This window comes from Nonomuraea sp. NPDC059023, assembly GCF_042740095.1.
GTDB lineage: Bacteria > Actinomycetota > Actinomycetes > Streptosporangiales > Streptosporangiaceae > Nonomuraea.
This window is the reverse complement of the sequence record NZ_JBHYIO010000011.1, coordinates 182,470-208,707: the sequence shown is the minus strand read 5'-3', so window position 1 is coordinate 208,707 and position 26,238 is coordinate 182,470. Positions and strand designations below refer to the sequence as shown.

The 26,238-nt window shown below is 70.0% G+C and carries 27 protein-coding genes and 2 tRNA genes; 15 read left to right on the top strand and 14 right to left on the bottom strand.

All coding sequences use genetic code 11. The annotated features are described in order from the left end of the window. Positions 1-334 precede the first annotated feature (334 nt). Both htpX and ACFWYW_RS20920 read left to right on the top strand, forming a co-directional pair. The gene (gene htpX, locus ACFWYW_RS20925) at positions 335-1,186 is read left to right on the top strand and encodes a zinc metalloprotease HtpX (protein ID WP_379615309.1); all 852 of its coding nucleotides are present in this window, start codon (positions 335-337) and stop codon (positions 1,184-1,186) included. 30 nt (positions 1,187-1,216) lie between these two features. Next, positions 1,217-2,698, top strand: a complete 1,482-nt coding sequence (locus ACFWYW_RS20920) for a hypothetical protein (protein WP_379615307.1) — start codon at positions 1,217-1,219, stop codon at positions 2,696-2,698. Here ACFWYW_RS20920 and ACFWYW_RS20915 read toward each other — a convergent pair. After that, positions 2,673-3,143, bottom strand: a complete 471-nt coding sequence (locus ACFWYW_RS20915) for an NUDIX hydrolase (protein WP_379615305.1) — start codon at positions 3,141-3,143, stop codon at positions 2,673-2,675. The two genes, ACFWYW_RS20920 and ACFWYW_RS20915, sit on opposite strands and share 26 nt — an antisense overlap. 88 nt (positions 3,144-3,231) lie before the next feature. Here ACFWYW_RS20915 and ACFWYW_RS20910 point away from each other — a divergent pair, with 88 nt between their 5' ends. Then, the gene (locus ACFWYW_RS20910; RefSeq protein ID WP_379615303.1) at positions 3,232-3,726 is read left to right on the top strand and encodes a flavoprotein; all 495 of its coding nucleotides are present in this window, start codon (positions 3,232-3,234) and stop codon (positions 3,724-3,726) included. A gap of 360 nt (positions 3,727-4,086) precedes the next feature. Here ACFWYW_RS20910 and rpmG read toward each other — a convergent pair whose 3' ends face one another. The 9 genes from rpmG to ACFWYW_RS20865 form a co-directional block, all read right to left on the bottom strand. Further along, complete coding sequence (rpmG, locus tag ACFWYW_RS20905; RefSeq protein WP_101786011.1) at positions 4,087-4,251, bottom strand: 50S ribosomal protein L33; 165 nt, start codon at positions 4,249-4,251, stop codon at positions 4,087-4,089. 70 nt (positions 4,252-4,321) lie between these two features. Then, positions 4,322-4,395, bottom strand: a tRNA-Met gene (locus ACFWYW_RS20900). A 157-nt stretch (positions 4,396-4,552) separates the two neighbouring features. Next, positions 4,553-4,628: transfer RNA gene (locus tag ACFWYW_RS20895), tRNA-Thr, on the bottom strand. Between the two features lie 51 nt (positions 4,629-4,679). Beyond that, positions 4,680-5,960 carry an ATP-binding protein gene (locus ACFWYW_RS20890; protein WP_379615300.1) on the bottom strand — a complete coding sequence of 427 codons (1,281 nt, stop codon included), beginning with the start codon at positions 5,958-5,960 and terminating at the stop codon, positions 4,680-4,682. Continuing rightward, positions 5,957-6,619, bottom strand: a complete 663-nt coding sequence (cseB, locus tag ACFWYW_RS20885; RefSeq protein WP_379615298.1) for a two-component system response regulator CseB — start codon at positions 6,617-6,619, stop codon at positions 5,957-5,959. Before cseB ends, ACFWYW_RS20890 begins: the two co-directional genes overlap by 4 nt. Next, positions 6,616-7,032, bottom strand: coding sequence for a hypothetical protein (locus ACFWYW_RS20880; RefSeq protein WP_379615295.1), 417 nt, complete (start codon positions 7,030-7,032; stop codon positions 6,616-6,618). Before ACFWYW_RS20880 ends, cseB begins: the two co-directional genes overlap by 4 nt. 31 nt (positions 7,033-7,063) lie before the next feature. Beyond that, entirely contained in the window at positions 7,064-7,267 is a 204-nt protein-coding gene (locus ACFWYW_RS20875; RefSeq protein WP_379615293.1) for a transposase, read from the bottom strand. A gap of 70 nt (positions 7,268-7,337) precedes the next feature. Next, positions 7,338-7,871 carry a C40 family peptidase gene (locus tag ACFWYW_RS20870; protein WP_379615291.1) on the bottom strand — a complete coding sequence of 178 codons (534 nt, stop codon included), beginning with the start codon at positions 7,869-7,871 and terminating at the stop codon, positions 7,338-7,340. Positions 7,872-7,942: 71 nt separating this feature from the next. Next, positions 7,943-8,953 carry a GH25 family lysozyme gene (locus ACFWYW_RS20865; RefSeq protein WP_379615289.1) on the bottom strand — a complete coding sequence of 337 codons (1,011 nt, stop codon included), beginning with the start codon at positions 8,951-8,953 and terminating at the stop codon, positions 7,943-7,945. A 255-nt stretch (positions 8,954-9,208) separates the two neighbouring features. On the opposite strand from ACFWYW_RS20865, the gene ACFWYW_RS20860 reads away from it, so the two are divergent. Genes ACFWYW_RS20860 through ACFWYW_RS20850 form a run of 3 tightly spaced genes read left to right on the top strand, consistent with a single transcriptional unit; the run spans position 9,209 to position 11,374 of the window. Further along, entirely contained in the window at positions 9,209-10,144 is a 936-nt protein-coding gene (locus tag ACFWYW_RS20860) for an ATP-binding cassette domain-containing protein (RefSeq protein ID WP_379615453.1), read from the top strand. Next, positions 10,125-10,868, top strand: coding sequence for an ABC transporter permease (locus tag ACFWYW_RS20855; protein ID WP_379615287.1), 744 nt, complete (start codon positions 10,125-10,127; stop codon positions 10,866-10,868). Before ACFWYW_RS20860 ends, ACFWYW_RS20855 begins: the two co-directional genes overlap by 20 nt. A 20-nt stretch (positions 10,869-10,888) precedes the next feature. Continuing rightward, entirely contained in the window at positions 10,889-11,374 is a 486-nt protein-coding gene (locus tag ACFWYW_RS20850) for a DinB family protein (RefSeq protein ID WP_379615285.1), read from the top strand. Between the two features lie 204 nt (positions 11,375-11,578). Here ACFWYW_RS20850 and ACFWYW_RS20845 read toward each other — a convergent pair whose 3' ends face one another. Further along, a complete protein-coding gene (locus ACFWYW_RS20845; RefSeq protein WP_379615283.1) occupies positions 11,579-12,664 on the bottom strand; it encodes a calcium:proton antiporter in 1,086 nt (361 codons plus the stop codon). A gap of 203 nt (positions 12,665-12,867) precedes the next feature. Here ACFWYW_RS20845 and ACFWYW_RS20840 point away from each other — a divergent pair, with 203 nt between their 5' ends. The 5 genes from ACFWYW_RS20840 (at position 12,868) to ACFWYW_RS20820 (ending at position 16,829) form a co-directional block, all read left to right on the top strand. Continuing rightward, positions 12,868-13,317 carry a MaoC family dehydratase N-terminal domain-containing protein gene (locus ACFWYW_RS20840; RefSeq protein WP_379615281.1) on the top strand — a complete coding sequence of 150 codons (450 nt, stop codon included), beginning with the start codon at positions 12,868-12,870 and terminating at the stop codon, positions 13,315-13,317. A gap of 1 nt (position 13,318) precedes the next feature. Beyond that, a complete protein-coding gene (locus ACFWYW_RS20835) occupies positions 13,319-13,747 on the top strand; it encodes a MaoC family dehydratase (RefSeq protein WP_379615279.1) in 429 nt (142 codons plus the stop codon). A 34-nt stretch (positions 13,748-13,781) separates the two neighbouring features. Further along, positions 13,782-14,960, top strand: coding sequence for a hypothetical protein (locus ACFWYW_RS20830; protein WP_379615277.1), 1,179 nt, complete (start codon positions 13,782-13,784; stop codon positions 14,958-14,960). Between the two features lie 50 nt (positions 14,961-15,010). Next, complete coding sequence (locus ACFWYW_RS20825; RefSeq protein WP_379615275.1) at positions 15,011-16,042, top strand: UDP-N-acetylmuramate dehydrogenase; 1,032 nt, start codon at positions 15,011-15,013, stop codon at positions 16,040-16,042. Positions 16,043-16,262: 220 nt separating this feature from the next. After that, on the top strand, positions 16,263-16,829 hold the full coding sequence (locus ACFWYW_RS20820) for a TMEM165/GDT1 family protein (protein WP_379615273.1): 567 nt from the start codon (positions 16,263-16,265) through the stop codon (positions 16,827-16,829). Between the two features lies 1 nt (position 16,830). On the opposite strand, the gene ACFWYW_RS20815 is transcribed toward ACFWYW_RS20820, so the two are convergent. Together ACFWYW_RS20815 and ACFWYW_RS20810 are read right to left on the bottom strand one after the other, a co-directional pair. Continuing rightward, on the bottom strand, positions 16,831-19,689 hold the full coding sequence (locus ACFWYW_RS20815; RefSeq protein ID WP_379615271.1) for an AAA family ATPase: 2,859 nt from the start codon (positions 19,687-19,689) through the stop codon (positions 16,831-16,833). 202 nt (positions 19,690-19,891) lie between these two features. Continuing rightward, positions 19,892-20,038, bottom strand: coding sequence for a hypothetical protein (locus tag ACFWYW_RS20810; RefSeq protein ID WP_379615269.1), 147 nt, complete (start codon positions 20,036-20,038; stop codon positions 19,892-19,894). 151 nt (positions 20,039-20,189) lie between these two features. Here ACFWYW_RS20810 and ACFWYW_RS20805 point away from each other — a divergent pair, with 151 nt between their 5' ends. From ACFWYW_RS20805 to ACFWYW_RS20790, 4 genes are all read left to right on the top strand, one after another. After that, positions 20,190-21,236 carry a hypothetical protein gene (locus ACFWYW_RS20805; protein WP_379615267.1) on the top strand — a complete coding sequence of 349 codons (1,047 nt, stop codon included), beginning with the start codon at positions 20,190-20,192 and terminating at the stop codon, positions 21,234-21,236. Positions 21,237-21,292: 56 nt separating this feature from the next. Then, the gene (deoC, locus tag ACFWYW_RS20800; RefSeq protein ID WP_379615265.1) at positions 21,293-22,222 is read left to right on the top strand and encodes a deoxyribose-phosphate aldolase; all 930 of its coding nucleotides are present in this window, start codon (positions 21,293-21,295) and stop codon (positions 22,220-22,222) included. Between the two features lie 2 nt (positions 22,223-22,224). After that, entirely contained in the window at positions 22,225-23,646 is a 1,422-nt protein-coding gene (locus ACFWYW_RS20795; protein ID WP_379615263.1) for an aldehyde dehydrogenase family protein, read from the top strand. Positions 23,647-23,825: 179 nt separating this feature from the next. Then, positions 23,826-24,671 carry an aldehyde dehydrogenase family protein gene (locus ACFWYW_RS20790; protein ID WP_379615261.1) on the top strand — a complete coding sequence of 282 codons (846 nt, stop codon included), beginning with the start codon at positions 23,826-23,828 and terminating at the stop codon, positions 24,669-24,671. A gap of 207 nt (positions 24,672-24,878) precedes the next feature. On the opposite strand, the gene ACFWYW_RS20785 is transcribed toward ACFWYW_RS20790, so the two are convergent. Beyond that, positions 24,879-26,168, bottom strand: a complete 1,290-nt coding sequence (locus ACFWYW_RS20785) for an FAD-binding oxidoreductase (RefSeq protein ID WP_379615259.1) — start codon at positions 26,166-26,168, stop codon at positions 24,879-24,881. Positions 26,169-26,238: the final 70 nt, after the last annotated feature.

Genomic DNA, 26,238 nt, shown 5'->3' with positions numbered 1-26,238 from the left:
CCTCGTGTGGTGCCGCGCCGAGCCGCGCCTGGTGAGGCACCGGGCCGCGCCGCTTCGGGTGCGGATCGCGTTGTGCTGCTCTGGCCGAGGCACGTCCCTGCGGCTCCGGCCGAGCGATGCCCCTGTTGACAGGCCCCTTGACTGCTCGCCGTACCCCCTGACTGGGGGTTGGGTGCTTGTGGGGGTGTGGGTTTGCGCAGGTCAGCGTCCTTAATGTCCGGTCAAGTCCGGGAACGGGAGATTTCCGGAACGGCGTGCGGGATGGTGGGGCGGGAACGTTGGGGTGGGGGATGGACGTTGGAGCTGGTGAACCCAGACCACGGAAGGGGGAGCCTTGCGTCGCAATGGTGTGCGCACAGCCGTGCTACTTGGCGGATTGTCGGCAGGGATCCTCGTCGTGGGCACCTGGGTGGGTGGCAGGGTCGGGCTGCAGGTCGCGTTGCTGATGGCGCTGGGAAGCTCCGGGATCGCGTACTTCTTCTCCGACCGGATCGCGCTGTCGGCCATGCGGGCCCGGCCGGTCAGCGAGGTCGAGCAGCCGACGCTCTACAAGATCGTGCGCGAGCTGTCCACGGAGGCGCGGCAGCCGATGCCGAGGCTGTACATCTCGCCTACGGCCCAGCCGAACGCCTTCGCCACCGGCAGGAGCCCCAGGCGGGCGGCGATCTGCGTGACGTGGGGGCTGACGCGGCTGCTGGACGAGCGGGAGCTGCGCGGGGTCATCGGGCATGAGCTGTCACACGTGTACAACCGCGACATCCTCCTCTCGTCCGTTACGGCGGCGCTGGCCACGATGATCACGTGGGTCAGCTATGTCGCGGTGTTCTTCGGCGGCTCGGACGACGATGAGGGCCCCGGATTTCTCGGGGCGCTGCTGATGATGGTGCTGGGCCCGGTGGCGGCCGGCATGGTGCAGATGGCGATTTCCCGGACACGCGAGTTCCAGGCGGACGAGTCGGCCGCCCGGCTGACCGGCGACCCGCTGGCTCTGGCCTCCGCGTTGCGGAAGATCGAGATGGGCGCCCGGCGGCTGCCGTTGCCGGAGAACAGCCGGCTGACCTCGGCCTCGCACCTGATGATCGCCAACCCGTTCAGCGGATCGGGACTCGGCCGGATGTTCTCCAGCCACCCGCCCACCTCGCAGCGCGTGGCGAGGCTGGAGCGAATGGCGGGATATCGGCGCTGAGGTTCCAACCCGGTGGTGCACAATTGGATCATGGGGTTACGTATGCGGCTCAACGCGGCCGAGCAGCGTGTCTGGAAGGCCTTCGAAACGGGCGCCTGGACCGAGTTCGCCGACCCCATCACCGGCCCCGGCCGCATCGCCGGCGAGAACGCGCCCACGGACGGCGAGACGTGGGGCCCCGAGCGCACCGTGCGCGGCGAGGTGATCTCGGCCCTGCTCCTCGGCGCCCACGAACCCGCCGCGGGCACCGCCCCCGCCGTACGGCTGCGCGGCGCCCGCATCACCGGCCAGATCGCCCTCAGAGGGGCGAACACCGCATACGAGCTCGCGATCAGCGGCTGCCACCTGGACGAACCGGTCGACTGCGCGGGAGCGACGACCAAGACGCTGCGGTTCACCGACTGCCACCTGCCCGGCCTGCGGGGCAGCGGCATGCGGGTGGCCGGGCACCTGAGCTTGTCGGGTTCGGTCGTGACCGGCTCGGTCCGGGTGGCGCGGGCGGTGTTCGAGAGCGGTCTCTGGCTCGGCGGCACGAAGATCACCACCACGGAGGAGTGGGCGTTGTGGTCGGGCGCGATGGTGGTCGACGCCGGCCTCTACCTCAACAACGCCGACATCACCGGCGGCCTGCGCCTGGTCGGGGCGCGGCTCAACGGCGGCCTGTTCATGAGCAACGCCACCATCCGCAACCCCGGCAAGGACGCGCTGGCCGCCGACAACATCACGGTCGAAGACATCTTCGAGGGCGATTTCCAGGCCTTCGGGGTCGTACGGCTGCGCGGCGCCCGCGTCAACGGCACCCTGTCGATCACCGGCGCCATCCACAGCCCCGACACGCCGTACGCGCTGCACGCCAGCCACATGGAGGTCCGCGAACTCGTCCTGAAGCCCGCCGAGCCCATCGAGGGCGTCGTCAGCCTCGCCCACTCCCGCGTCGGCACGCTCCGCGACGACCCTGACACCTGGCCGGAGAAGCTCCGCCTGAACGGCCTGGTCTACGAAGCACTGCGCGGCAGCGGTGTCACCCGGCGCATCGACTGGGTCGGCCGGGATCCGGCGGGTTTCCGGCCGCAGCCGTACGAGCAGCTCGCCGCGTGGTGCCTGCGCGACGGGAACGAGCATCTGGCCCGCCGCACCCAACTGGCCAAGTTGCGGGCGCGACGCCGTACCTTCCCGCTCAGTGGCCGTATCTGGGGCAATCTCCTCGACATCACCGTCGGGTACGGCTACCGCCCCTGGCTGGCCTCGATCTGGTTCGTCCTGCTGCTGGTCGTGGGCACGGTCGTCTTCGCCATGAACCCACCCAGAGCGCTCAAGCCCTCGGAAGCTCCGGCGTTCGACGCGTTCGCCTACACCTTTGACCTGTTGCTGCCGATCGCGACATTCGGGCAGCGGGAGTTGTTCGATCCGGCCGGTTGGACCCAGGGGCTGGCGTACGGCCTGATCGCCGCCGGGTGGATCCTGGCCACCGCGCTGATCGCCGGAGCTACCCGGATTCTCCGTCCAGTGTGATCTTGCGAAGAATGGCCGGAAGGTCCGCGGGGAAGAAGGCCTCGTCGGTCGTCTCGAGTTCCTCCACGCTCCACCAGCGGTGTCCCAGCGTGGTGTCCTTCTCGATGTCCTCCATGTGATCGAACGAGACTTCCGCGCCGGTCACCCGGACCGCGAAGAACGTCTGGTCCTGCGTGATCGCGTACTCGCCGAAGTTGAACGAGATCGTCCCGGTCGCCAGCGGCCCGGTGAACTCTCCGGCGGGCGCCGTGATCCCGACCTCCTCGAACAGCTCCCGGACCGCCGCGTCCAGCAGCGTCTCGTCGTGCTCGGCCGCGCCGCCGATCGTGAACCAGAACGGCTGCTCCGGCACGGCCGGATCGAACCCGTGCAGCAGCAGGACCCGGCCTTCGTCATTGATGGGGAGCGCGCGTCCGGTGAACCGGCGCAGCGGGATCTTCGTCACGACCGACAGCTTAAGCCGCATTTCCCGCATAAGCCCTTCAAGGTCGGCGAACCGGGCGTCGCTGGGCGTGGGCAACTAGCCTGGCCTGGTGAAGGTCCTCTACGTCATCGTCTGCGCCGCCGCGCCCGCCTCGGACGTCGGCCGCCTGGTCGAACTGGCCCAGAACACCGGATGGGACGTCCAGATCGTCGCCACCCCGCAGGCCCTGGACTTCATCGACGTGCCCGCGCTGGAACTCCAGACCGGCCGGGCCGTACGCAGCCGCTACCGCAAACCCCACGAACCCAAGCCGCCCAGGCCCGACGCGATCATCGTCGCTCCGGCCACCTTCAACACCGTGAACAAGTTCGCCCAGGGGATGACCGACTCGTACGCGCTCGGCCTGCTCGCCGAGGCGCCTGGGCTGGGGATCCCGGTCGTGGTGCTGACCTTCGTCAACGCGGCGTTGTCGGCGCGGGCGCCGTTCATTCGGAGCGTGGAGAGCTTGCGGGCCGAGGGGGTCGTGGTGGTGGCGGGATCGGACGGCGAACAGCAGACCCAGCCCTGGGACCTGGCCCTGAGAGAACTCAACCAACCCCTATGACCCGGTACGGCCCGCCGCCCCAACGCGATGAGCCCAACGAACGGGCCGGTGCCCGGGGTGGTCACGACGTGCTTCCATGACGCCCGACAGCGGGGATCCGCGGGCCAGGGCCCGGATGGCCGCAGGGAGTTTGCGAGCGGGGCCGGGATGCCGGGTGGGGCTGGAGGAGGGGGAGGCGTTGAGCCCGGAGGGTGCCGCGTGGTTGGGGTGGAAATGCGACAAACCGGCGCCTCCGTGGAGGTGCCGGTTCGTGCGGTGTGGTGCAGGAGTGTCTGCCCTGCGGAGAACCCGGGCCGCGTGTGGAATCGCGGCTGAGGCGCGGTCGGCCGGATCGGGAGGTGGCCTGGCCGCGGCCGAGTGCTAGCGGGTCTCGCGGTGCGCGCGGTGGGTGCGGCAGTTGGGGCAGTACTTCTTCAGCTCAAGCCGATCCGGGTCGTTGCGCCGGTTCTTCCGCGTGATGTAGTTGCGGTGCTTGCACTCCTGGCAGGCCAGCGTGATCTTCGGCCTAACGTCGGTGGCAGCCACGTGGGAGTGCCTTTCTACGTTCGGGACATGGACATACCCGTGCCCAGGCCTGGTGACCTGAGAAGGGCCGTAGCGGAGGCCGGACTTGAACCGGCGACACAACGATTATGAGCCGTTTGCTCTGCCTGACTGAGCTACTCCGCCTGGAGCCGGGCGAAACAACCCGGACCCGTAGAGGATACCCGACCTCAGGAGCACATACGTACATCACCTGGTCAGGTGCGTTGACCTCATCTATGCTTCACCGCTGAACTCATAACAAAAGCCTCGACCGAAAACTTCCGGTGAGGCCTGGTGAAGCTGGAGCCCCCAAACGGAATCGAACCGTTGACCTTCTCCTTACCATGGAGACGCTCTGCCGACTGAGCTATAGGGGCCTGTCCGCAGGCGCTGTCTGCGTTGCGGACAGGTGTAACCATACACGGCAGTCAGCGATGATGCGAACTGGTTCCAGGCAATCTCAGGGTCACCTCGGCACCCGTGTCCGTGTTGCCGAACTCCAGGTCAGCACCCAGCATCCGGGCCTGCCCGGCGGCGATCGTCAACCCCAGCCCGACCCCCGTCCCGCGGGCGCTCGCACCGCTGGCGAACCGCTGAGGACCATGTTCTCGCAGTACGGCCAGCATGTCCGCGGGGAACCCCTGCCCATGGTCCGCCACCCGCACCGTCGTGCCGTCCACCGTGACCGTGACCGGCGGACGCCCATGACGTACGGCATTGGCCACGAGATTGGCCAGAACGCGCTCGACCCGCCGCGGATCGGTCTCCACCTCGACATCCCGCACCACCACCAGCCGCACCCCGTCCCCGGCGCCGCCACCCGGCGGGAGATCGTCGTCAAGGGAGTGGGCGGCGGTGATGGCCCGGCGGGTCAGGGCGCTCAGCAGGCGGCGCTCCAGGGCTGGCCGCTCCGTGTGGGCGTCCAGGCGGGCCACTTCCAGGATGTCTTCGACCAGCCTCCCGAGTACGGCGGCGCGGTCGCGGACCAACTCGGTGGGACGTCCGGGAGGCAGCAGCTCGGCGGCGGTCATCAGTCCGGTGACCGGGGTACGCAGCTCGTGCGCGATGTCGGCCGTCACGCGGCGCTCCGCCTCCAGCCTGGCCTGGAGCGCGTCGGCCATCCGGTCCAGCGCCCTGCCCACCGCCACGACCTCGTCCCCCCGCCGAGCGCCCCCTGCAACGGAAGACGGTCGCGCCACAGGCGGGGGCGGGAAGACGCGGGCGGTCAGGTCGCCGGACGCGATGGTGGCGGCGGTCCTGGAGACGTGGCGGATGCGGCGGCTCAAACCCGTCGCCACCGCGATCCCCGCCAGGCATGCCACCACCGTGGCCAGCGCGCCCGAGGTGAGCAGGGTGCGGTCGAGGGCGGCGAGCTGGGCCCGTTCGGGGTGGTAGGGGCGGGTGAGGGAGACGGTCTTGCCGCCCAGGGTGGTGGCGGCCCACAGGGTGCCGCCGTCCAGGTACGTGGCGCGCACGGGGCGGGTGGTGATCTCGCGGGACAGCGGCCCGGGGACGGGCCCGACGGTCAGGCCGGCGTCCTGACCCTCCGCCTGGCGGGCGAGGAGCGACTGGAACTGGGCGTCGAGCGTACGGCGCGCGGTGTCGAGCTGGGTGTCGGCGGTGCGCAGGTGAACGAGGAGCCCGATGGCCGTGGCCACCGCCACCGCGGTCAGTGCCAGCGACAGGGCGATCTTCAGGCGCAGGCTCATGAGCGCCTCAGCTTGTAGCCGAACCCGCGGACGGTCTCGACCCGGTCGTTGCCGATCTTGTAGCGCAGGCGTTGCACGTGTACGTCGACGACGCGGGTGTCGCCGTCCCAGGCGTAGTCCCAGACGTTCTGCAGCAGTGTGTCCCGGGACAGGACGATCCCGGCGTTCGCCGCGAACTCCAGCAGCAGCTTCAGCTCGGTCGGGGTCAGGGACAGGAGGGCGCCGTCCCGCCGTACCTCCATGGACTGGGTGTCGACCGTCAGGTCGCCGAACGTGAGGACGGCGGGGGCGCTCGCGGCGGCGGCGCGGCGCAGGACGGCGCGGATGCGGGCGTGCAGGACGCCCAGTTCGAAGGGTTTGGTGACGTAGTCGTCGGCGCCGGCCTCCAGGGCGTTGATCACGTCGATGGCGTCGGACCTGGCCGAGATCATGATGATGGGGACGTCGCCCTCCTGCCTGATGCGCCTGGCCAGGCTGACGCCGTCGAGGTGGGGGAGCATCACGTCGAGCAGGGCCACGTCGGGAGCCTGGCGCTGGAAGGCGGACAGGCCGGACAGACCATCCGATGCCGTGCGTACGGCCAGGCCGTGGCGTTCGAGGGCCAGCTGGGTGGCCTCGCGGATCACGGCGTCGTCCTCGACGAGCAGGACGTCGGTCATCGGGGCGGCACCTCCAGCTTCTGGTCGGTCAGGTCGTCCTCGATCTTGTGGCCGGAGGTGACGGTGAAGCGGGCGTAGTAGCCGGTGCGCTCCAGCCGCGTCAGGCCGCTGAGGGTGATCGTGGCCGGGTAGCCCTTGGTCGCGCAGCCGGGCAGGCACCAGGTGCCGCTCAGCTCGCCGGTGCCCACGGCGCGCTCACCGCCCCACGACTGCCAGCGCACGCCGTTCATGCTGCTGAACTCGGTGAGCGCGAAGTCCGACGGGCGTTGCAGGGCGTCGCCCATGTAGGCGACGACGTAGACGGGACCGCGGGACTCCGACGGCGGCGCCGGGCCCTCGACCCGGACTCCACCGGCGGTGCCGCAGGCCGCGGTCAGGGCGAGCGCGAGGAACGTCAGAGCCTGTTTTCGCATGTCAACGAGGGTAAGGCGGCGCCTGTGTCGGTTATCCTGCGGCTTTGTAACGGCGGTTCATCGGTAGCGCGATCACTTCGCACAGGTCGGCCAGATCCACATGCTTGGCGACGTCGGCCACGGACAGGCAGTCGGCGATCAGCCAGCCGTTGCGCCGGATCCGGAGCACCTGGCGGCCGGCCCGCGTGGCGGGGACGACCTCGTAGCCGCGGGGGCCCACCCATCGCCTGTCCATAGCGGCACAGAGTAGACCTCAGGACTCTCAATTTTCACGCAGCGACTCATGCCTCCTGGGCATCGTGCGTTCAGAACCGGTAGTAGCCGGCGAAGCCCTTCTTGTCGGCGATGTCGTCGATGCGGACCTCGGCGCCGGTCTCGGGGGCGTTCATCATCTTCCCGTTGCCGAGGAAGATCCCGACGTGGTGCGTCTTAACGCGCTTTTTCGTGATTTTTCCGAAGTAGACGAGGTCGCCGGGCTGCGGGTTCTTCACCCGGTACATGCGCCGCACGTGGTCGTCGGTGTTACCGGGACCGAGTACGTCGGAGCCGTGCGCCAGCGCGTACACCCACCTCGTGAACCCCGAGCAGTCCAGCCCCTTGGTCCTGGCGGCGGGACAGGGCCGGATCTTGCCCTTGTAGCCGAGGCAGGTGCCCTTGGACGGGCCCGGCTCGTCAGCGTGCCCGCCGCCCCAGGAGTAGGTGATGTCCTTGCGCTCGATCTCGTAGGCGAGCCTGACGATGTCCGGCGCCACCCACTCCCTGATGGGCGCGGAGGCGGTGGCCAGCAGCAGTACCAGGGCAAGGGCGGGCAGTAGTCCCCGCCGCAGCCGCCCCGACACCCGCCCACGCCTCCGTATTAATAGGGAAAGTCGGGATACATCCTCATGCAAAAGCCGCAAGATCGCGCGGCTCAGCGGGCCTTCAGGTCCAGTTCCACCGTTCCGACCGTGAACCGCATCCCCACGCTTCCCTTGGCCGGCGCCTTGGTGGTGAACGTCAGCCGCACCTTCTGTCCCCGGTTCAGCTTCGCCACCGTGCACTTCACGGCCGTGCCGCTGAACTTGCAGCCGGGCGCCTTGACGACCTTCTGCCCGCCGTACGCACGACCGGAGATCTTGATCGTGCCCGCGGGGTGCGGGCCGGTGTTGGCGATCGTGATCGTGTACGAGCGGCGGCCCTTCGCCTGGCCGGACACCGTCAGCTCGACCGCGGCGATGGCCAGCTCTCTGAGCTCGGACTCGCTGCCGTTGAAGGAGTTCTGCCCGCCGGCCAGCGTGCCCTTGTCGGCCGACTGCCAGAACGTGTGCCGCTCCCAGCTCTTCGGCAGCTCGCCCGGATCGGCGCCCCAGCGGGCCAGCCAGAGCGGGTTGGCCTTGAACTTGGCGGAGTCGCCGGTGCACGTCTTCCACCAGCTCGTCGTGGTGTAGATGATCGCCTGGCGGCCGGTGCGCTGGTGGTAGCGCTTCGTGAAGTCCTTGACCCACGTGACCATGTCCTTGGGGGACAGGCCGTAGCAGTTGTCCTTGCCGTTGCGGTCCTTGTAGGGGTTGTCCTCCAGGTCGAGCACGCCCGGCAGCGTGACGCCGTCGCCGGTCCAGCGGCCGCCGTTCTGCACGAAGTACTCGGCCTGGGCGGCGCCGTCCGACTCGTGCGGCTGGGCGAAGTGGTACGCGCCCCGGACCAGCCCCGCGTCGGCGGCGCCCTCGAACTGGGCGGAGAACGTGGGGCTGACGAAGTCGCCGCCCTCACTGGCCATCACGAACGCGAACTTCGCGCCGCCCGCCGCGACACTCGCCCAGTCGACCTCGCCGGTCCAATTGCTGACGTCGACACCGGGCACGCCGTCGACGGCCTGGGCGGGTAACGCGTTCGCGCCGTAACCGACCGCGGCCAGCGCCGCGGCCACCAGAACACGCTTCACGAGAGGTCCCCTTTTCACCGATGAGGGCAAGATTTTCGCGGAGTACGGAAGGGCCCGCAACCGCTCTTCGCGGCATAGTCGAAAATTTCTTGAAATCCCAGGTCGGAGCGCTATTTCGAACGACGGCTTACATAGCGTTTCCGCAGGTCAGCGCCGTATGTGAATGTAGTGTTCGCGTTTGCCTAAACCTCGCTGACCTGCGCAAGCTTGGGGAAATCCGCCCGCCTCCCAAGCAAGGGGCTGTTTGCCATGCCCATCATCAGCGCCCGGGGACTCACCCGGAGCTTCACACTGAAACGAAAAGAGATCGTCGACGCCGTACGCGGGATCGACCTCGACATCGAGGACGGCCAGCTGGTCGCCTTCCTGGGCCCGAACGGCGCGGGGAAATCGACCACCCTGCGTATGCTCACCACGCTGCTGCCGCCCACGAAGGGCAGCGCCACGGTGGCCGGGCACGACATCGCCACCGACCCGTCCGGCGTACGCGCCCGCATCGGCTACGTCGGCCAGAAGAACAGCGCGGGCGAGAACTACCGCGTCCGCGACGAACTCGTCGCGCAGGGCCGCTGCTACGGCCTGCACATCTCGCAGGCGCGCCGCCGCGCCGACGAGGTGCTCGACATGCTCGACCTCACCCATATGGCCAAGCGCCAGCCGGGCACGCTCTCCGGCGGCCAGCGCCGGCGCCTCGACCTCGCGATCGGCCTGGTGCACGAGCCCAAGCTGCTCTTCCTGGACGAGCCGTCCACCGGCCTCGACCCGACCAGCCGCGCCGAGGTCTGGTCGCACATCCTGCGCCTGCGCGAGGCGATCGGGATGACCATCTTCATGACCACCCACTATCTCGAGGAGGCCGACGCCATGGCCGAGCGGGTGATCATCATCGACAACGGCCGGATCATCGCCGACGGCACCGCCGAGCAGCTCAAGAACGACCTGGCCGGCGACCACATCATCCTGACCACCCCGGACGCCGCCCGCGCCGCCGAGCTGACCGGCGGCGAAGCGGACGGCGGCACCGTGAAGCTGCGCGTCGCCAACGCCCCGGCCGCGCTGCCCGAATGCCTCAGAACCCTCGACGCGCACGAGATCAAGGTCACCGCCGCCGAGACGAAGCGCCCGACCCTCGACGACGTCTTCCTCGCGCTGACCGGAAGGAGCCTGGCCGATGATGACGTTCCTGCGTGACACCGCGACGGTCTTCACCAGGGAGTTCACCCCGTCGCTTCGGCAGCCGACGAACCTGGTCTTCGAGATGTTGCAGCCGCTGCTGTTCCTGTTCCTGTTCGGATCGCTGCTGAAGGGGGCGACGGACACCACGTGGCAGTGGTTCGTGCCCGGCATCCTGGTCATGATGTGCCTGACCGGGCCGATGGGCTCCGGCTACAACCTGCTCACCGAGGCGATCGGCGGCTCGCTGGAGCGCCTCATGGTCTCGCCGCTGAACCGCACCGCCATGCTGGTCGGCCGGACGCTGAAGGAGATGGCCGTCCTGTTCCTCCAGGCCGTGCTGATCATCCTGCTGGCGCTGCCGCTCGGCTTCGAGCTGCACCTGGCCGGGGTGATCCTGGGGATCGCGCTGCTCATCGTGCTGGGGGTGGGGCTCGGGTCGCTGTCGTTCGTGCTGGCGCTCAAGTCGGCGCCGGACGGCACGATGTTCTATCTGGTCACGCAGTGGGCGTTGTTCCCGCTGCTCCTTCTGTCGGGAGTGCTGCTGCCCGTGGACTCCGGCCCGACGTGGTTGCGGATCGTCGGGTACGTGAACCCCGTCAAATATCTCGTCGACGCCCAACGTTCCCTCTTCTCCGGTCAGCTGGGTGATATCTCTGTCTTGTACGGCGCAGCGGCCGCCGGCCTGGTAGCCCTGATCGGCCTCTATGCCGGAAACAGGGCGATGCGCAAGGGCATCTAGACCCCGGAAGGGGTGACGACATGTCGAGCGAGCGCGACGACCTCGTCCAGACGCTGGACAAGCACCGCGGGTTCCTGCGCCACACGGTCCAGGGGCTCACCGACGAGCAGGCGGCCCGCACGCCCACGGCCAGCGCGTTGTGCCTGGGCGGCCTCGTCAAGCACGTCGCGAACGTCGAGGAGCGCTGGGCGCGCTTCGCCGTCGGCGGTGCCGAGCACATGGAGAGCGTGCCCGTCGACTGGGAGGGGCAGTTCAGAATGGACGCGGGCGACACGCTCGACGCCCTGCTCAAGCACTACGAGTCGGTGGCTCAGGCCACGAACGAGCTCGCCCGCACGCTCGACCTCGACACCTCGCACGCGCTGCCCACGGCGCCGTGGTTCGAGCAGGGGGCGCGCTGGTCGGTCCGCCGCGTGATGCTCCACATCATCGCCGAAACCGCCCAGCACGCCGGCCACGCCGACATCATCCGCGAGTCCATCGACGGCCAGAAGTCGATGGGATAAGCCTTTAAGAGCGCACTATCCGTTACGGCTCCGCCGCCCCACCCCCACCCGCCGCCGTGGGCGGGCGCCGATCGTGGGGATCGCTTCTCACGCCGGACGTGGTGCCCGCCGCAACGGCGCCACGTCAACCGGCCAAGTGGTCAACCCCCTCCAAACCGCCCTGGTGGTTGAAGCCTCCCAAGGTCGGTCAGGTCGTCGAGAAGGTCAAGGGCTGACTGCGAGGAACAGGAATGCGGCGAACAGCACCAGGTGAACGCCGCTCTGCAGCAAGGTGGCCCGCCCCGGCACCACGGTGAGGGTGGAGACGCCGACGGTGAGGGCGAGCAGGACCATGTGGGTGCCGCCGAGCCCGAGCACCAGCGGCCCGTCCAGCCAGATGGACGCCAGCGCGATGGCCGGGATCGTCAGGCCGATGCTGGCCATCGCCGAGCCGAGCGACAAGTTGAGGCTGATCTGGAGCTGGTCGCGCCTGGCCGCGCGTACCGCGGCGATGGTCTCGGGCAGCAGGACCAGCAGCGCGATCACCACGCCGACGACGGCGTGCGGCAGCCCGGCCTCGGAGACGGCGCTCTCGATGATCGGCGACTCGACCTTGGCCAGGCCGACGACGGCGACGAGGGCGATCAGGAGGAGGCCGAGGCTGGCGGTCGCGGTTCTGGTGGTCGGCCTGGGCGCGTGGGCGTCCGGGGGCATGGCCTGGCCGTCGTGGGTGACGGGGAGGAAGTAGTCGCGGTGCCGTACCGTCTGGGTGAGGACGAACAGGCCGTAGAGCGCGAGCGAGGCCACGGCGGCGAAGGCGAGCTGGCCGGGGGAGAATTCCGGGCCCTGGGCGCTGGTCGTGAACGTCGGCAGCACGAGGCTGAGCGTCGCGAGCGTGGCCACGGTGGCGAGCGCGCCGCCGGTGCCCTCGGCGTGGAAGGCCACGACCCGCCGCCGGAGCGTGGCGCTGAGCAGCGACAGTCCGACGATGCCGTTGCAGGTGATCATGACGGCGGCGAAGACGGTGTCGCGGGCGAGCGTCGCGGTCTTCTCGCCGCCGCTGATCATCAGGCTGACGATCAGCGCGACCTCGATCACCGTGACCGCGACCGCGAGCACCAGTGAGCCGAACGGCTCGCCGACGCGGTGCGCGATGACCTCGGCGTGGTGCACCGCCGCCAGCACCGCCGCGGCCAGCAGCACCGCGACGATGATCGCGACGGCCATCGGCGGTTCCCGTCCCCATGTCAGAGCCAGCGCCAGAAGTGCGAGGAGAGGGACGGCGGTGGTCCAGTTGAGGAAACGGCGCATGGTATAGATCATGCCCTAAGTGGAGTGTCTGTTCACTTCTGTCCGGTTGGGCAATCGGGCATCATCCGTGCTCAGGGTCATCGTGCGGCAATGCCGGGGCCGTCGTGGGTCCGGGCGGTTCATGATGGAGTCGAGACGGCGACAGCCGAACCTTGTTCTGTTACGGTCGGGTCAAAAGCTCAGGAACGCGTGAAGGGGCACGAATGGCCTTGAACCGTGATTTCGTGGGGCGGTCGTATGCGTCCGCCGCGCCGTACGAGGTCAGCCGGGTGAAGATCCGCGAGTTCGCGGCGGCGATCGGCGACCACAACCCGATCTACCGCGACCAGGACGCGGCGCAGGCCGCGGGACATCCGGACGTGGTGGCGCCGCCCACCTTCCCCATCGTGTTCAGCCTGCAGAGCGGCGGTGAGGCGCTGGCCGACCCCGAGCTGGGGCTGAACTTCGCGATGGTGGTCCACGGCGAGCAGCGGTTCGAGTACGCGCGGCCGATCTATCCGGGCGACGAGCTGGTCACCCGGTCGACGATCACCGACATCCGCAGCGCCGGGCGCAACGAGCTGCTCACGATCAGGAGCGAGGTCAGCACCGTCGCCGGCGAGCCCGTCTGCACCACCTACAACACCATCGTCGAGCGTGGAGGGGCGGCCTGAGATGACGGCGACGGTCAAGTACGACGAGGTCGAGGTCGGCCAGCAGATCCCCGCGGCCGACTACCCCGTGCGCCGGCTCAACCTGGTCATGTACGCGGGTGCCTCCGGCGACTTCAACCAGATCCACTGGAACGAGCGGTTCGCCAAGACCGTCGGCCTGCCCGACGTCATCGCGCACGGCATGTTCACGATGGCGCAGGCGGGGCGGTTCGTCACCGACTGGGCCGGCGATCCCGGCGCGGTGGTCGACTACGGGGTGCGGTTCTCCTCGATGGTGGTCGTGCCCGACGACGACGAGGGCGCGACGATCACCGTCAGCGGCGTCGTGGAGGAGAAGCTGGAGGACAAGCGGGTCGTCATCGCTCTGGTGGCCAAGTCCGCGGACGCCAACGTGCTGTCCAAGGCGCGCGCGGTGGTTCAGCTGTCCTGATAGAGGCGGCCTGTCCTGGGGTAGGGCGGTCGGTATGAGTGAAGTGCCGCACCACGTCATCGAGCTGGCGGAGCAGCGCGTGAAGGCGAGGGCGGAGCGCGACTACGCGCTCGCCGACGAGCTGCGCGCGCGGATCGAGCGCGCGGGGTGGCTGGTCAAGGACGCCCCCGACGGCTACACGCTGAGCGAGAAGCCGCCCTACACCATCTGGCCGACCGTCCGCTCGATCCCGATCAGCGCCGTCACCGACGCCCGCCCGCCCCGCCACCTCAACCCGCGGGCCGTCGCCCCCACCTCGGGCACCGGCCGCGACACGACCGGCGGCGACACGGGCTCCCACGCGGGCTCCGGAGCAGGCGCGGGGGCCCAGGAGGATCCCGCCGCCGAGCTGGGCTTCTCCGGCGACCCCGGGCCGAGCGGGACGCCAGAGGACGACATGCTCCACGCGCAGCGGATCTGGGACGCCAGCCTGGCCGCCAACCGGCTCGACGACGCCGGGGTCAACCAGGAGCGGCAACGCGCCGAGATCGCCGACGTCACCGTCTCGGCGGGGCTGATCGCCGACGGCCGGCCGGACGACGTGCGCGCCTGTGTGGAGGCGCTGCTGGAATACACCGACGCCGCCGTGCTCGCCCTCGACCTGGGCAACCGGGACGGCGCGGGCGACGTCCTGCACGAGTTCGCCGCCCGGCGGCCCGAGCGGGTGACCGTCTGGCACGTGGCCGAGCTGCCTCACTGGTTCGGGGGGTCGGCCGGGTGGGGCGCCTGCCGTACGGCATTGATGCGGTTGGACACCTCGGACGTGCACGTCCTGATGGAGACCTCCACGATCCTCACGGGCGACGCGCTCGCGCCGCTGACTGCGGCGATCCAGCACGGCGCGGTCGCGGCCGGGTGGAAGGGCGCCGACCCCGACGCGGACGGCCACACGTGGCACGAGGCCGGTCCGGGACGGGTCCGCGCGCTCATGGGCTACCTGATGGCGGTACGGCGGGCCGAGGCGCTGGCCGCCATGCCGCAGGACGCCCGCTACTACCGCAACGCGGACCTGGAGCTCTCGCTCGGCCTGGACGGCGAGCTCGTGGTGCCGCAGGAGACGCTCCCCGTGCACGGCCTGCGCCACCACGGCTACCACGACGTCGACCAGGACTACCGCGAACGCGAGTCCCGCCGCACCTACGACCGGGTCCTGCGCCTGCTGCGCTCCTCCTGACGCGGGCGCCGGGTGCCGCGCATCGCGGGGGGCTCATAAGCTAGGGCCCCATGGAGATGCTGGCGCCGTACACCACGCTGGGCCTGGGCGGCCCGGCCCGCGAGTTCGTCGAGGCCGGTACGGCGGAGCAGCTCGTCTCCTTCGTGGCCGAGGCCGACCGGGACGGGGTTCCCACGCTGGTGCTGGGCGGCGGCAGCAACCTGGTGGTGCCCGACGAGGGCTTCGACGGGCTGGTGGTCAAGGTCGCCTCGACCGGGGTGCGGGCCGAGCGCGACGGCGGGCAGGTGCTGCTCACGGTCGAGGCGGGCGAGGACTGGGACGCGCTCGTGGCCCGCGCGGTCGCCGAGGGCTGGTCCGGCATCGAGTGCATGTCCGGCGTTCCTGGCCTGGTGGGGTCCACGCCGATCCAGAACGTGGGCGCCTACGGGCAGGACGTGTCGCAGACCGTCCGTTGCGTGCGGGCCTACGACCGCAAGACCCGGCAGGTGGTGGACATCGAGGCGCGCCGGTGCGGGTTCTCCTACCGCGACAGCGCGTTCAAGCGGGACCTGTCGCGGCACGTGGTGCTGGGTGTCACCTACGTCCTGGACATCTCCGACCTGTCGGGCGAGGTGGCCTACAAGGAGCTGGCCGCGCGCCTCGGGGTGCCGATGGGCGAGCGGGTAGGACTCGCGGACGCCCGCGCGGCCGTCCTGGCCCTGCGCAGGAGCAAGGGCATGGTGCTCGACCCGGAAGACCCCGACACCCGCAGCGCCGGGTCGTTCTTCACCAACCCGATTCTGACCCCCGGCCAGGCCGCCGAGCTGGAGCTGCGCGCGCCCGGCCATCCTCGCTGGGACCTGCCCGACGGCACGGTCAAGGTGCCGGCGGCGTGGCTGATCGAGCAGGCCGGCTTCCCCAAGGGGTACCGCCGCGGGCCCGCCCGCATCTCCACCAAGCACACGCTCGCCCTCACCAACCCCGACGGCTCGGCCACCGCGGCCGACCTGCTGGCGCTGGCCAGGGAGGTGCGCGACGGGGTCGTGGAGAAGTTCGGGGTGCGGCTGGTCAACGAGCCGGTGATGGTCGGCTGTGAGCTCTGACACCCTCGCCCGAGGAACATTCGCCGGGTTCCGCCTGTTAAAGTTGCCGAGATATTCCGAAGGGGAGTAGTCCCGAATCACGTGATCGACACACTGGCGTCTCGACGCCCGGTCACGTGGGCCTTCACAGGCGGACGAGACCTTCGGCCTGGCTGTCATGCCGGGCCGAAGAGTCGTGCCCCCGCAGGCGCTCCGGTCCGGTTCGTAGGAATGAGGACCGTTGGAAGCGTTCTGGATCAGTCTTGTGGCCATTTTCGTGGCGGAGCTGGGTGACAAGAGCCAGCTGATGGCGATGACGTTCGCCACCCGATTCAAGGCCTGGCCGGTATTGGTCGGCATCACCATCGCCACGACCGTCGTGCACCTGTTCAGCGTGGCCGTCGGCGGGCTCATCGGCGACGCCCTGCCCACCACCGCGATCTCCGTCGCCGCGGGTATCGCCTTCCTCGGCTTCGCGTTGTGGACGCTGCGCGGCGACGAGCTGACCGACGAGGAGTCGAAGAAGGCCCAGCGCACCACCAGGAACGCGATCATCGCGGTGACGGTCGCGTTCTTCCTGAGCGAGCTGGGCGACAAGACGATGCTGGCCACGATCGTCCTGGCCACGCAGCACGGCTGGCTCGGCACCTGGATCGGCTCCACGGTCGGCATGGTCGCCGCGGACGCCCTGGCCATCGTGGTCGGGCGGATCCTCGGCAAGCACCTGCCGGAGAAGGCCATCCGCTACGGCGCCGCCGCGGCGTTCGCCGTCTTCGGCATCGTCCTGCTGGCCGACGCCATCTGGTAGCTCAGGACGACAACAGCGACAGCCGGTACGCGGCCGCGGCGGCCTCGCCCCGGCTGGAGACACCGAGCTTGGCCAGGATGTTGGAGACGTGCACGCTGACCGTCTTCGCCGAGATGAACAGCTCGGCCGCGATGTCGCGGTTGCTGCGCCCCAGCGCCACCAGCCGGAGCACTTCCAGCTCCCGGGGCGTCAGCAGCTCCGACGTCGCCGACGGCGCGGAGGCGCCGCCCACCCGCCGGCTGAGCATCTCGATCTCCTCCAGCAACGGGCTGGCCCGCAGCGCCTCGGCCAGCGGCTGCGCGACCCGCAGCCGCGTGGCGGCGCCCTCGCGGTCGCCCGACTGGGCGGCGATGGTCGCGGCGTGCAGGAGCGCCTTGGCCTGGGCGTGCGGGCGGCGCAGCCGTTCCCACGCGGCCGCGGCGGCGTCGAAGTCGCCGGTGTAGGTCAGGCGGTAGGCCTCGGCGGGCGGGCCCGAGATGCGTAGCGTGGCGGCGACCTCGGCGGCGTGGCCGCGTACGTGCTCGGACAGCGTAGGGTCGAGGGCCTCGGCCTGGTCGCAGACGTGGCTGATGAGGGAGAGCAGCCGCCAGCCGAGCGCCGACTTGCTGGACTGCGACGGCCGCGACAGCACCCGGTGGGCGACCTCCAGCGCCGACTCGGGCTCGCCCTTCAGCAGGTGCCAGCCCATGTGCAGGCGGGAGCTTGACGTGATGTCCTGGACGAAGTCCTCGGGACGTTCCTTGAGCACGCCCAGCTCGGACAGGTTGCTCTCCAGCGTCGACAGGTCGCCGCGCGACAGCGCGATGTCGGCCTGGACGCGCAGGATGTGGTGGCGGGTGCGCAGGCTGGGGCCGAACCTCAGCGAGCGTTCCGCGGTCTCCAGCGCCTCGTCCCAGCGGCCGAGAAGTTCGAGCGCCTCGGCACGGTTGTTGAGGATGAAGACGCCGATGGTCCTGATCAGGCCGTACTTCTTGGCCATGCGCTCGCCCTCGTAGGAGAGTTCGAGCGCCTCTTCCGAGCGGCCGAGGTCGTTGAGCGCGTCGATGTTGTTGCCGACGGAGCGCAGGATGAGGCGGGGCGAGTCGATGCGCTCGCCTATCGCGCGGGCGAGCTGGTTGGTCTCGTACTGCGCGATGCTGCCGCCGGCCATGGCCTGGCCGAGGGCGAGGTTCATGAGGAGCTCGCCCTCCAGGTGCTCGTCGCCGATGTCCCTGGCGATGAGCAGGCCCTCCTCGCACCTGGCGGTGCCCTCCTCGACCTCGCCCTGCAGCATCAGGTGCTGGCTGAGCTTCGTCAGCACCTCGGCGCGCGGGTGGCTGTGGTCGGGAACCAGCTCCAGGGCCTTGTGGAAGTCCTCGACGACGCCCATCTTGCCTTTGGCGATCTTGAACCCGGCCCAGCGCACCATGAGCATGGCCACGCGGTCGGGCTGGGTGACCTCGTCGAGCCCGGCGAGCGCCGCCCGCACGAACTTCACGCCGCGATCCACCTCGGCGCTGTTGGCCGCGGCCAGCGCGGCCTTCTCCAGCACGTAGGAGTGGTCGGCGTCGATGCGCCCGGCCGCGCCCGGCACCTTGTCCCAGAGCATGAGCACGCGTTCGAGCAGCGGGATCGCCTCGGCGTAGGCGAAGGCCTTCATCGACTTGCGGGCCGCCTCCCAGGCGGAGATGAGGGCCCATTCGTCGTCGCGCGCGCCGTACCAGTGGTGGGCCAGTTCGACGGCGGCGCGACCGGGCGGGACGAGCTTGCGGTCGCGGGAGATCTCCTCGGCGTAGCGCGCGTGCAGCCGCTGGTGCTCGCCGGGCAGAAGCTCCTCGTGTACGGCTTCGCGGATCAGCGCGTGCCGGAAGACGTAGGCCCGGTTGTCGGCGATCTGCAGCACGTTCCCCGCGATGGCGGGGCGCAGCGCGGACTCCAGTTCCAGGTCGGACAGGCCGCTGACGGCGGCGAGCAGGGCGTGGCCGATCCGGATGCCGCCGGCCGCGGCCACCCGCAGGACGCGCTGGGTCTCCTCGGGCAGGCGCTCGACGGCGCTGAGGATGAGGTCCTGCATGGAGTCGGGAAAGACGCAGTCGCCGTCGGGGTCGTCGAGCAGCGCCTCGACGAACAGCGGGATGCCCTCGCTGCGCTCGAAGACCTTCTCGACCCTGGCGTACTCGGGGGTCCGGCCCAGGATGCCGGTCATCTGCTCGGCCACCTCGTCCTGCGACAGGCGGGGCAGGTCGAGCCTGAGCACGCCCCTGACCCGGCTCAGCTCGGCCAGGACGGGGCGTAGCGGGTGCTGGCGGTGCAGGTCGTCGGATCGGTAGGTGAGCACGATCAGGACCTGGGCGGCGGCGAGGTTGCGGCTGAGGAAGGCGATGAGGTCGCGGCTGGAGCGGTCGGCCCAGTGGATGTCCTCGATGAACAGGACCGTGGGGCGGGACTCGGCGAGGCGCTCCAGCAGGGTGAGGAACTGCTCGAACAGCCGGGCGCGGCCGGTGTCGGTGTCACCGTCGACGGTGGGCTCGCCGAACTCCGGCAGGAGCCTGGCCAGGTCGCGTTCGGCGCCCTCCGGCAGGAGACGGGCGATCCTGGCGGTGCCCATCTCCCTGACGAGTTGCCTGAGCGCGGCGGTGAACGGCGCGTAGGCGAGGCCGTCGGTGGACAGTTCCACGCAGCCCCCGAAGAGCACGTGGGCGCCGTCCTGGGCGGCCCGATCGGCGAACTTCTGCACCAGCCGGGTCTTGCCCACACCGGCTTCGCCGCCGAGCAGCACGGCCGTGGCGGTGCCCTGCCTGGCCGCGTCCATGGCGTCGGCGAGGTGGGCGAGTTCCGCTTCCCGCCCGACGAAGACGGGACTCACCATACGTCCCAGCATGTCATCCAGCATGTCATGCCTTACCTGTAGCTTTCGCCGCATTTATGGAGGCGCTGACCAGAGGCGGAAGGGCTCTCGCGTCGTCCAGGCTTCGGCCGGAGGCGGCGGGGTTCGGGGGTGTTCTGGGAGACGTTCCCGTGGGGTCAAGGGGGGTGTGAGGCCCGGCCGCGAGGGAGGGTGCGGCCGGGCACTCTTGCGGGGGTCATGACGCGCGGTGCTTGCCGAAGACCGAGCGGCGCTCGGACTTGTTGCGGCGCTCCGCCTCACGTACCCTGCGGTGCTCGGCGGCGGCCCGCCGAAGCTCACTGGCCTGGCTCTTCATCAGCTGGAAGTCGAGCTCGGGGTTCATTTCCTTCTCCTTTGTCGTCTGCACCCCTAACACTCCTCCTAAGGCCCACCCAGCCACATCGGTCGGATGCCTTATCTCTTGCCGAACCATCGGCTTACCCCTACCTAGGACATGCCTGCCACCCGCCTAAGGCAGGCCACGATGATGGCCCATGAGACGCATCGCGATCGCCGCGCTGGCGCTGTTCTCGCTGGTGGCGGCGGCGCCCGCCGCGGCTCGGGAAACGGGCTGGCGGGTCTCCAGGACGGACGGGTCCCTGGGCGGCTATCAGGACGTGGGCGCCACCGCCGGAGACGACGCCTGGGTGGTCAGAACCGGGCAACCCCTGCTGCGATGGAACGGCAAAGCCTGGCGGAACACGGCGGGCGGGGCGGTGCCGTACCTGGTGACGGCGGCGGGACGGGATACGGCCTGGCAGTTCGTGCAGAGCCCGGCCCGGGTGGATGCCCGCCAGCTGACCGGCGGCAAGTGGTACGCGCGCCCGATCGAGGCCGAGGGCGCGCACGCGACGGCGGCGCTGGCCACGGGGCCGTCGGAGTGCTGGGCGGCGGGGCTGCGGCTCGGCCCGCGCGGGCTGCGCGACGTGGTGTGGCACTGGACGGGCAGGCGCTGGACGGAGGTGGCCGCCCCGCTGCCGATCACCGACTTCGCCGCCTCCTCCCCGAAGGACGTGTGGGCGCTCAGCAGCCTGGGGGCCGAGTCGCCCGCGCACGCCGCGTCGGTCCTGCGGCTGACGGACTCGGGGTGGCGGCGCTCGCCGGTGCCGTCGATCTCCCTGCCCAGCCGGTCGCGGGTCGGCGACGCCTACGCGGAACTGCACGACATCGTGGCGCTCGGGCCGGACGAGGCGTACGCCGTGGGCGGAATCTCCTTCATCATCGGCGAGGAACGGGTCATGCGTGAGGCCGTGGTGCTGCGCTGGAACGGCACCTCCTGGGTCCGGCTGGCCCACCGCCCGGCCGGGACCTCCTATACGAAGGTCGCGCCGGACGGCGCCGGAGGGTTGTGGCTGGCCACGAGGCGCCAGGACCTGCCGGACGTGCTCACCCATTACCAGGGCGGACGCTGGACGCGGACCCCGGTCGGCAAGGTCACGCTCAACGGCCTGGCCAACGTGCCGGGAACCAGGACGATGTGGGCCACGGCCGAAGCGCGTGAGGCTGGAGTGACGCGTCAGCTGATCCTCAGCTATCGGTGACCTGATCCGGTTTGGAGGTAGCCTGCCCGGTCGGCGATGCTGTGGGGGTGTCAACTGTGACTACCTCGCTCGCGGACGTGGCGGCATCCGCCACCACCCTGCGGGCCTTCCTGCACGGCCTGCCCGGTGTCGACCGGGTCGGCGCGGACCAGCGAGCGGCGATGCTCGGCACCCGATCCATCAAGACGACCGCGAAGGCGCAGGCCATCGACCTGGCCATCTCCATGGTCGACCTCACCACGCTGGAAGGCGCGGACACGCATGGCAAGGTGCGGGCGATGTGCACCAAGGCGATGCGTCCTGGTGGCGGCGCGCCTCGTGTCGCGGCGGTCTGCGTCTACCCCGACCTGGTGGCCGTCGCCGCCGAGACCGTCAAGGGCTCGGGGGTGAAGGTCGCCTCGGTGGCCACCGCCTTCCCGAGCGGGCGCTCCAGCCTGGAGGTCAAGGTCAGCGACACCGCGCTGGCCGTGGCGGCGGGCGCCGACGAGATCGACATGGTGATCGACCGCGGCGCCTTCCTGGAGGGCGACTACCTCAAGGTCTTCGAGGAGATCGTCGCGGTGAAGGCCGCCTGCGGCCAGGCGCACCTGAAGGTGATCCTGGAGACGGGCGAGCTGGCGACCTATGACAACGTACGGCGCGCGTCCTGGCTGGCCATGATCGCCGGCGCCGACTTCATCAAGACCTCCACCGGCAAGGTGGCCCCGGCGGCCACGCTCCCGGTGACGCTGATCATGCTGGAGGCCGTGCGCGACTTCCGCGACGCCACCGGCCGCCAGGTGGGCGTGAAGCCCGCGGGCGGGATCCGCACCACGAAGGACGCCATCAAGAACCTGGTCCTGGTCAACGAGACCGCGGGCGCGGACTGGCTGACGCCCGAGTGGTTCCGGCTGGGCGCCTCCTCGCTGCTCAACGATCTGCTGATGCAGCGAGAGAAGCTGGCCACCGGCCGCTACGCGGGCCCCGACTACTTCACCTTGGACTGACGATGGCCTTCGAATACGCGCCCGCGCCCGAGTCGCGCGATGTCGTCGACATCAAGCCGTCCTACGGGCTGTTCATCAACGGCGAGTTCGCCGAGGGGTCCGGCGCCCCCTTCAAGACGATCAACCCGGCCAGCGAGGAGAAGCTCGCCGAGATCGCCACCGCCACCTCCGACGACGTGGACCGCGCGGTCCAGGCCGCGCGCAAGGCGTTCGGCGTCTGGAGCGCGCTGCCCGGCTCCGAACGGGCCAAGTACATCTTCCGGATCGCCCGCATCATCCAGGAGCGGGCCCGCGAGCTGGCCGTGCTGGAGTCGCTCGACAACGGCAAGCCCATCCGCGAGTCGCGGGACGTGGACGTGCCGCTGGTCGCGGCACACTTCTTCTACTACGCGGGCTGGGCCGACAAGCTGGAGCACGCCGGGTTCGGCACCAAGCCGCTGGGCGTGGCCGGTCAGGTCATCCCCTGGAACTTCCCGCTGCTCATGCTGGCCTGGAAGATCGCTCCGGCGCTGGCCTGCGGCAACACCGTCGTACTCAAGCCGGCCGAGACGACCCCGCTGACCGCGTTGCTGTTCGCGGAGATCTGCCAGCAGGCGGACCTGCCGCCGGGCGTGGTCAACATCGTCACCGGCGCGGGCGAGACCGGCGCCGCCGTCGTGGCACACCCCGACGTCAACAAGGTCGCCTTCACCGGCTCCACCGAGGTCGGCCGGATCATCGCCCGCACCGTCGCGGGCACCGACAAGAAGCTCACGCTGGAACTCGGCGGCAAGGCCGCGAACATCGTGTTCGAGGACGCCGCCATCGACCAGGCCGTCGAGGGCATCGTCAACGGCATCTTCTTCAACCAGGGCCACGTGTGCTGCGCCGGCTCGCGGCTGCTGGTGCAGGAGTCGATCCAGGACGAGCTGCTGGCCGCGCTCAAGCGCCGCCTCGGCACGCTGCGGCTCGGCGACCCGCTCGACAAGAACACCGACATCGGCGCCATCAACTCCGCCGAGCAGCTGGCGAAGATTCGTGAAATGTCGGAAATCGGGGACTCGGAAGGCGCGGAGCGCTGGTCGCCGCCGTGCGAGCTTCCGGCCAAGGGGTTCTGGTTCCCGCCGACCCTCTTCACCGGCGTCGCCCAGTCCCACCGCATCGCCCGCGAGGAGATCTTCGGGCCGGTGCTGTCCGTGCTCACCTTCCGCACCCCGGCCGAGGCCGTGGAGAAGGCCAACAACACCCCGTACGGGCTGTCGGCCGGCGTCTGGACCGAGAAGGGCTCGCGCATCCTGTGGATGGCCGACCGGCTGCGCGCCGGAGTGGTGTGGGCCAACACCTTCAACAAGTTCGACCCCACCTCGCCGTTCGGCGGGTACAAGGAGTCGGGCTACGGCAGGGAAGGCGGGCTCGCCGGGCTGGAGGCCTACCTCGATGTGTGAGCACAAGCGTGGCAAACGCAGGGCCCGCCGCGGGCAGGCCACCCGGGGACACGCCTTCGCCAGGGCCGGGCGGCCCGGCCGTACCGGGTGGTTCGCGCACCGCTGCGGCGTCAGCAGGTGCGGTCAGATCTTCGCTCCTGTGCAACTGACCCAGGAGATCACGTGGAGGGGGCGCGGCGATGAGTAGGTTGGCCGTTCGCAAGACCTACAAGCTGTTCATCGGCGGGGCGTTCCCGCGCTCCGAGAGTGGAAGGTCCTACGTCGTGACCTCGGCCAAGGGCGAGTTCGTGGCCAACGCGGCGCGTGCCTCGCGCAAGGACGCCCGTGACGCCGTGGTGGCCGCCCGCAAGGCCTTCCCCGGATGGTCGGGGGCCACGCCGTACAACCGGGGGCAGATCCTCTACCGCGTCGCGGAGATGCTGGAGGGGCGGCGGGCGCAGTTCGCCGAGGAGCTGGGCGGGCCCAAGAAGGCCGCGGCCGAGCGGGTGGACGCGGCCGTGGACCGGCTGGTCTGGTACGCCGGTTGGTCGGACAAGATCGCCTCGGTGCGCGGGGCGGCGAATCCGGTGGCGGGGCCGTACTTCAACCTCTCGACGCCGGAGCCGACCGGGGTGGTCGCGGTCGTCGCGCCCGCCGACCCACTGCTCGGGCTGATCTCGGTGATCGCGCCCGTCATCGTCACCGGGAACACGTGCGTGGTGGTGGCCGCGGAGAACGCGCCGCTGCCCGCGATCACGCTGGCCGAGGTGCTGGCCACCTCCGACCTGCCCGGCGGGGTGGTCAACCTCCTCACCGGCCACCAGTCGGAACTGGCCCCGTGGCTGGCCGCGCACATGGACGTCAACGGCCTGGACCTCGGCGGGGTCGAAGATCCCGACCTGGCGCTGAAGTGCGAGCAGGAGGCCGCCGAGAACCTCAAACGCGTCTTCCGCCCGGCTTCCGAGGACTGGTCCGCTGACCCGGCGCTCACTCGCATGACCCGCTTCCTCGAAACCAAAACCGTCTGGCATCCCGTCGGGATCTGACTCTGCCTTAGGGCCTCCATCCGTTACGGCGAGCCCCCGCCCACGCCACCCTGTGGGGATCTGGCTCTGTCTTAGGGCCTCTATCCGTTACGGCGAGCCCCCGCCCACGCCACCCGCCGGCGTGGGCGGGCGCCGATCGTGGGGGTCGCTTCTCACGTCGGACGTGGTGCCCGCCGTCACGGCCCTTCGCTCGCCCCCTCGACCGGCCTACCGGGGAGGGATGTGGTGAGTGTGCCGGAACAGGTCGTTCGGGTCGTAGGTCGTCTTGAGATCCCTGAGGCGTTCGTATGCCTCTGGCTCGAAGGCCTTTTTCACGTTTTCTTCCGTCGCGTGGGCGGCGAACAGGAAGTTCAGCGCCTTTCCACCGGTCGACCAGGGGCGTAGGGCGGCTTCGGTCTGAGCGTGTTCCGGGGTTACCTCGTTGCCTCTGGAGACGATTCCGTAGAGAAACGACGCGTTCCGGTTGCCTATGGCGTTCGGTGTCGTCGGTGGGCGGGACAGGGCTCCGCCCAGGTGGCGGATCTCCACGATGGTGGTGGTCAGGGACCTTGCCGCCTCCACGGCCTGGGGTGGCAGTTCCCTCAGGAGGCTGTGGGAGGACTGGGAGGCCACCGGGTCGGTCGGGTCGTTGTGGATGACGCCCGATCGGGTGTAGGGGATCTCCTCCACCTTGTCCATCAGGCGCGGGCCGTACGCGCGCAGGGGTTCTATCAGGCGCTCGCCCTCCTTCGCGGACCCGAGATAGGCGATGCGGATGTGGGTTGCCCGGCGGGCGCGCAGGGGTTCGGGGACGAACGGGGCGTCGGGGAACGGGATGACGGCCACGGACGAGGTCATCTCCTCCGGGACGTTCGCCACCCATTCGCGCCAGGCGTGCACCGCTTCGAAGCCGTCGAAGAACATCGCGCCGCCGTACAACGTCTTCACCGGGAACAGGGCGATTTCCATGCCCGTGGCCACGCCGAGGTTGCCCCTGCCGCCGAGCAGGGCCCAGAACAGGTCGGGCTCCTTGTCGGGAGTGGCCAGGACGAGTTCGGCGTCGGCGGTCACCACCTCGATCGCCTTGACGTGGTCGGCGGCGTAGCCGTGCTTGCGGGCCATGAGGCCGATGCCGCCGCCGAGCGTGTAGGAGAGCGCGCCCACCGCCGGGGCGGCGCCGGACAGCGGGGCCAGGCCGTGCGGGGCGGCGGCTTCGATCACCTTCGACCACGGGGTGCCCGCCTCGATCCAGGCGGTCCTGGCCGCCGGGTCTACGCGGACGCCGTTCATCCTTCCCGTGGTGATGAGGACGCCGCCCTCACTCGCGCTCGCCAGTCCGTGGCCGGTGGCCTGGACGGCCACTCGCAGGTTGTGCGCGGAGGCGTGGGACACGGCGGCGCGGATGTCGGCGGCGTTCTCCGCGGCGAAGATCACGTCGGGGCGATGGCTCGCGGAGAGCTGGAAACCGGTCCGCTCGCTGTCGTACTGGTCGGAGTCTGCGGTGATGGTGTGAGCCATACGGCCATCCTGCCGAGGGGTTTTCCATAAGTCCAAGAGCTGGTTCTGCTCGTAGCTATAATCCACAGTT

Coding starts and splice junctions, on each gene's coding strand:
- ACFWYW_RS20875 (WP_379615293.1), bottom strand. CDS start 7,267: ATGGACAGGCGATGGGTGGGCCCCCGCGGCTACGAGGTCGTCCCCGCC.
- ACFWYW_RS20840 (WP_379615281.1), top strand. CDS start 12,868: ATGGCCTTGAACCGTGATTTCGTGGGGCGGTCGTATGCGTCCGCCGCG.
- ACFWYW_RS20815 (WP_379615271.1), bottom strand. CDS start 19,689: ATGCTGGGACGTATGGTGAGTCCCGTCTTCGTCGGGCGGGAAGCGGAA.
- cseB (WP_379615298.1), bottom strand. CDS start 6,619: ATGACCGACGTCCTGCTCGTCGAGGACGACGCCGTGATCCGCGAGGCC.
- ACFWYW_RS20880 (WP_379615295.1), bottom strand. CDS start 7,032: ATGCGAAAACAGGCTCTGACGTTCCTCGCGCTCGCCCTGACCGCGGCC.
- ACFWYW_RS20825 (WP_379615275.1), top strand. CDS start 15,011: ATGGAGATGCTGGCGCCGTACACCACGCTGGGCCTGGGCGGCCCGGCC.
- ACFWYW_RS20890 (WP_379615300.1), bottom strand. CDS start 5,960: ATGAGCCTGCGCCTGAAGATCGCCCTGTCGCTGGCACTGACCGCGGTG.
- ACFWYW_RS20795 (WP_379615263.1), top strand. CDS start 22,225: ATGGCCTTCGAATACGCGCCCGCGCCCGAGTCGCGCGATGTCGTCGAC.
- ACFWYW_RS20850 (WP_379615285.1), top strand. CDS start 10,889: ATGTCGAGCGAGCGCGACGACCTCGTCCAGACGCTGGACAAGCACCGC.
- ACFWYW_RS20785 (WP_379615259.1), bottom strand. CDS start 26,168: ATGGCTCACACCATCACCGCAGACTCCGACCAGTACGACAGCGAGCGG.
- ACFWYW_RS20920 (WP_379615307.1), top strand. CDS start 1,217: ATGGGGTTACGTATGCGGCTCAACGCGGCCGAGCAGCGTGTCTGGAAG.
- ACFWYW_RS20855 (WP_379615287.1), top strand. CDS start 10,125: ATGATGACGTTCCTGCGTGACACCGCGACGGTCTTCACCAGGGAGTTC.
- ACFWYW_RS20845 (WP_379615283.1), bottom strand. CDS start 12,664: ATGCGCCGTTTCCTCAACTGGACCACCGCCGTCCCTCTCCTCGCACTT.
- ACFWYW_RS20835 (WP_379615279.1), top strand. CDS start 13,319: ATGACGGCGACGGTCAAGTACGACGAGGTCGAGGTCGGCCAGCAGATC.
- ACFWYW_RS20805 (WP_379615267.1), top strand. CDS start 20,190: ATGAGACGCATCGCGATCGCCGCGCTGGCGCTGTTCTCGCTGGTGGCG.
- ACFWYW_RS20790 (WP_379615261.1), top strand. CDS start 23,826: ATGAGTAGGTTGGCCGTTCGCAAGACCTACAAGCTGTTCATCGGCGGG.
- ACFWYW_RS20810 (WP_379615269.1), bottom strand. CDS start 20,038: ATGAACCCCGAGCTCGACTTCCAGCTGATGAAGAGCCAGGCCAGTGAG.
- ACFWYW_RS20830 (WP_379615277.1), top strand. CDS start 13,782: ATGAGTGAAGTGCCGCACCACGTCATCGAGCTGGCGGAGCAGCGCGTG.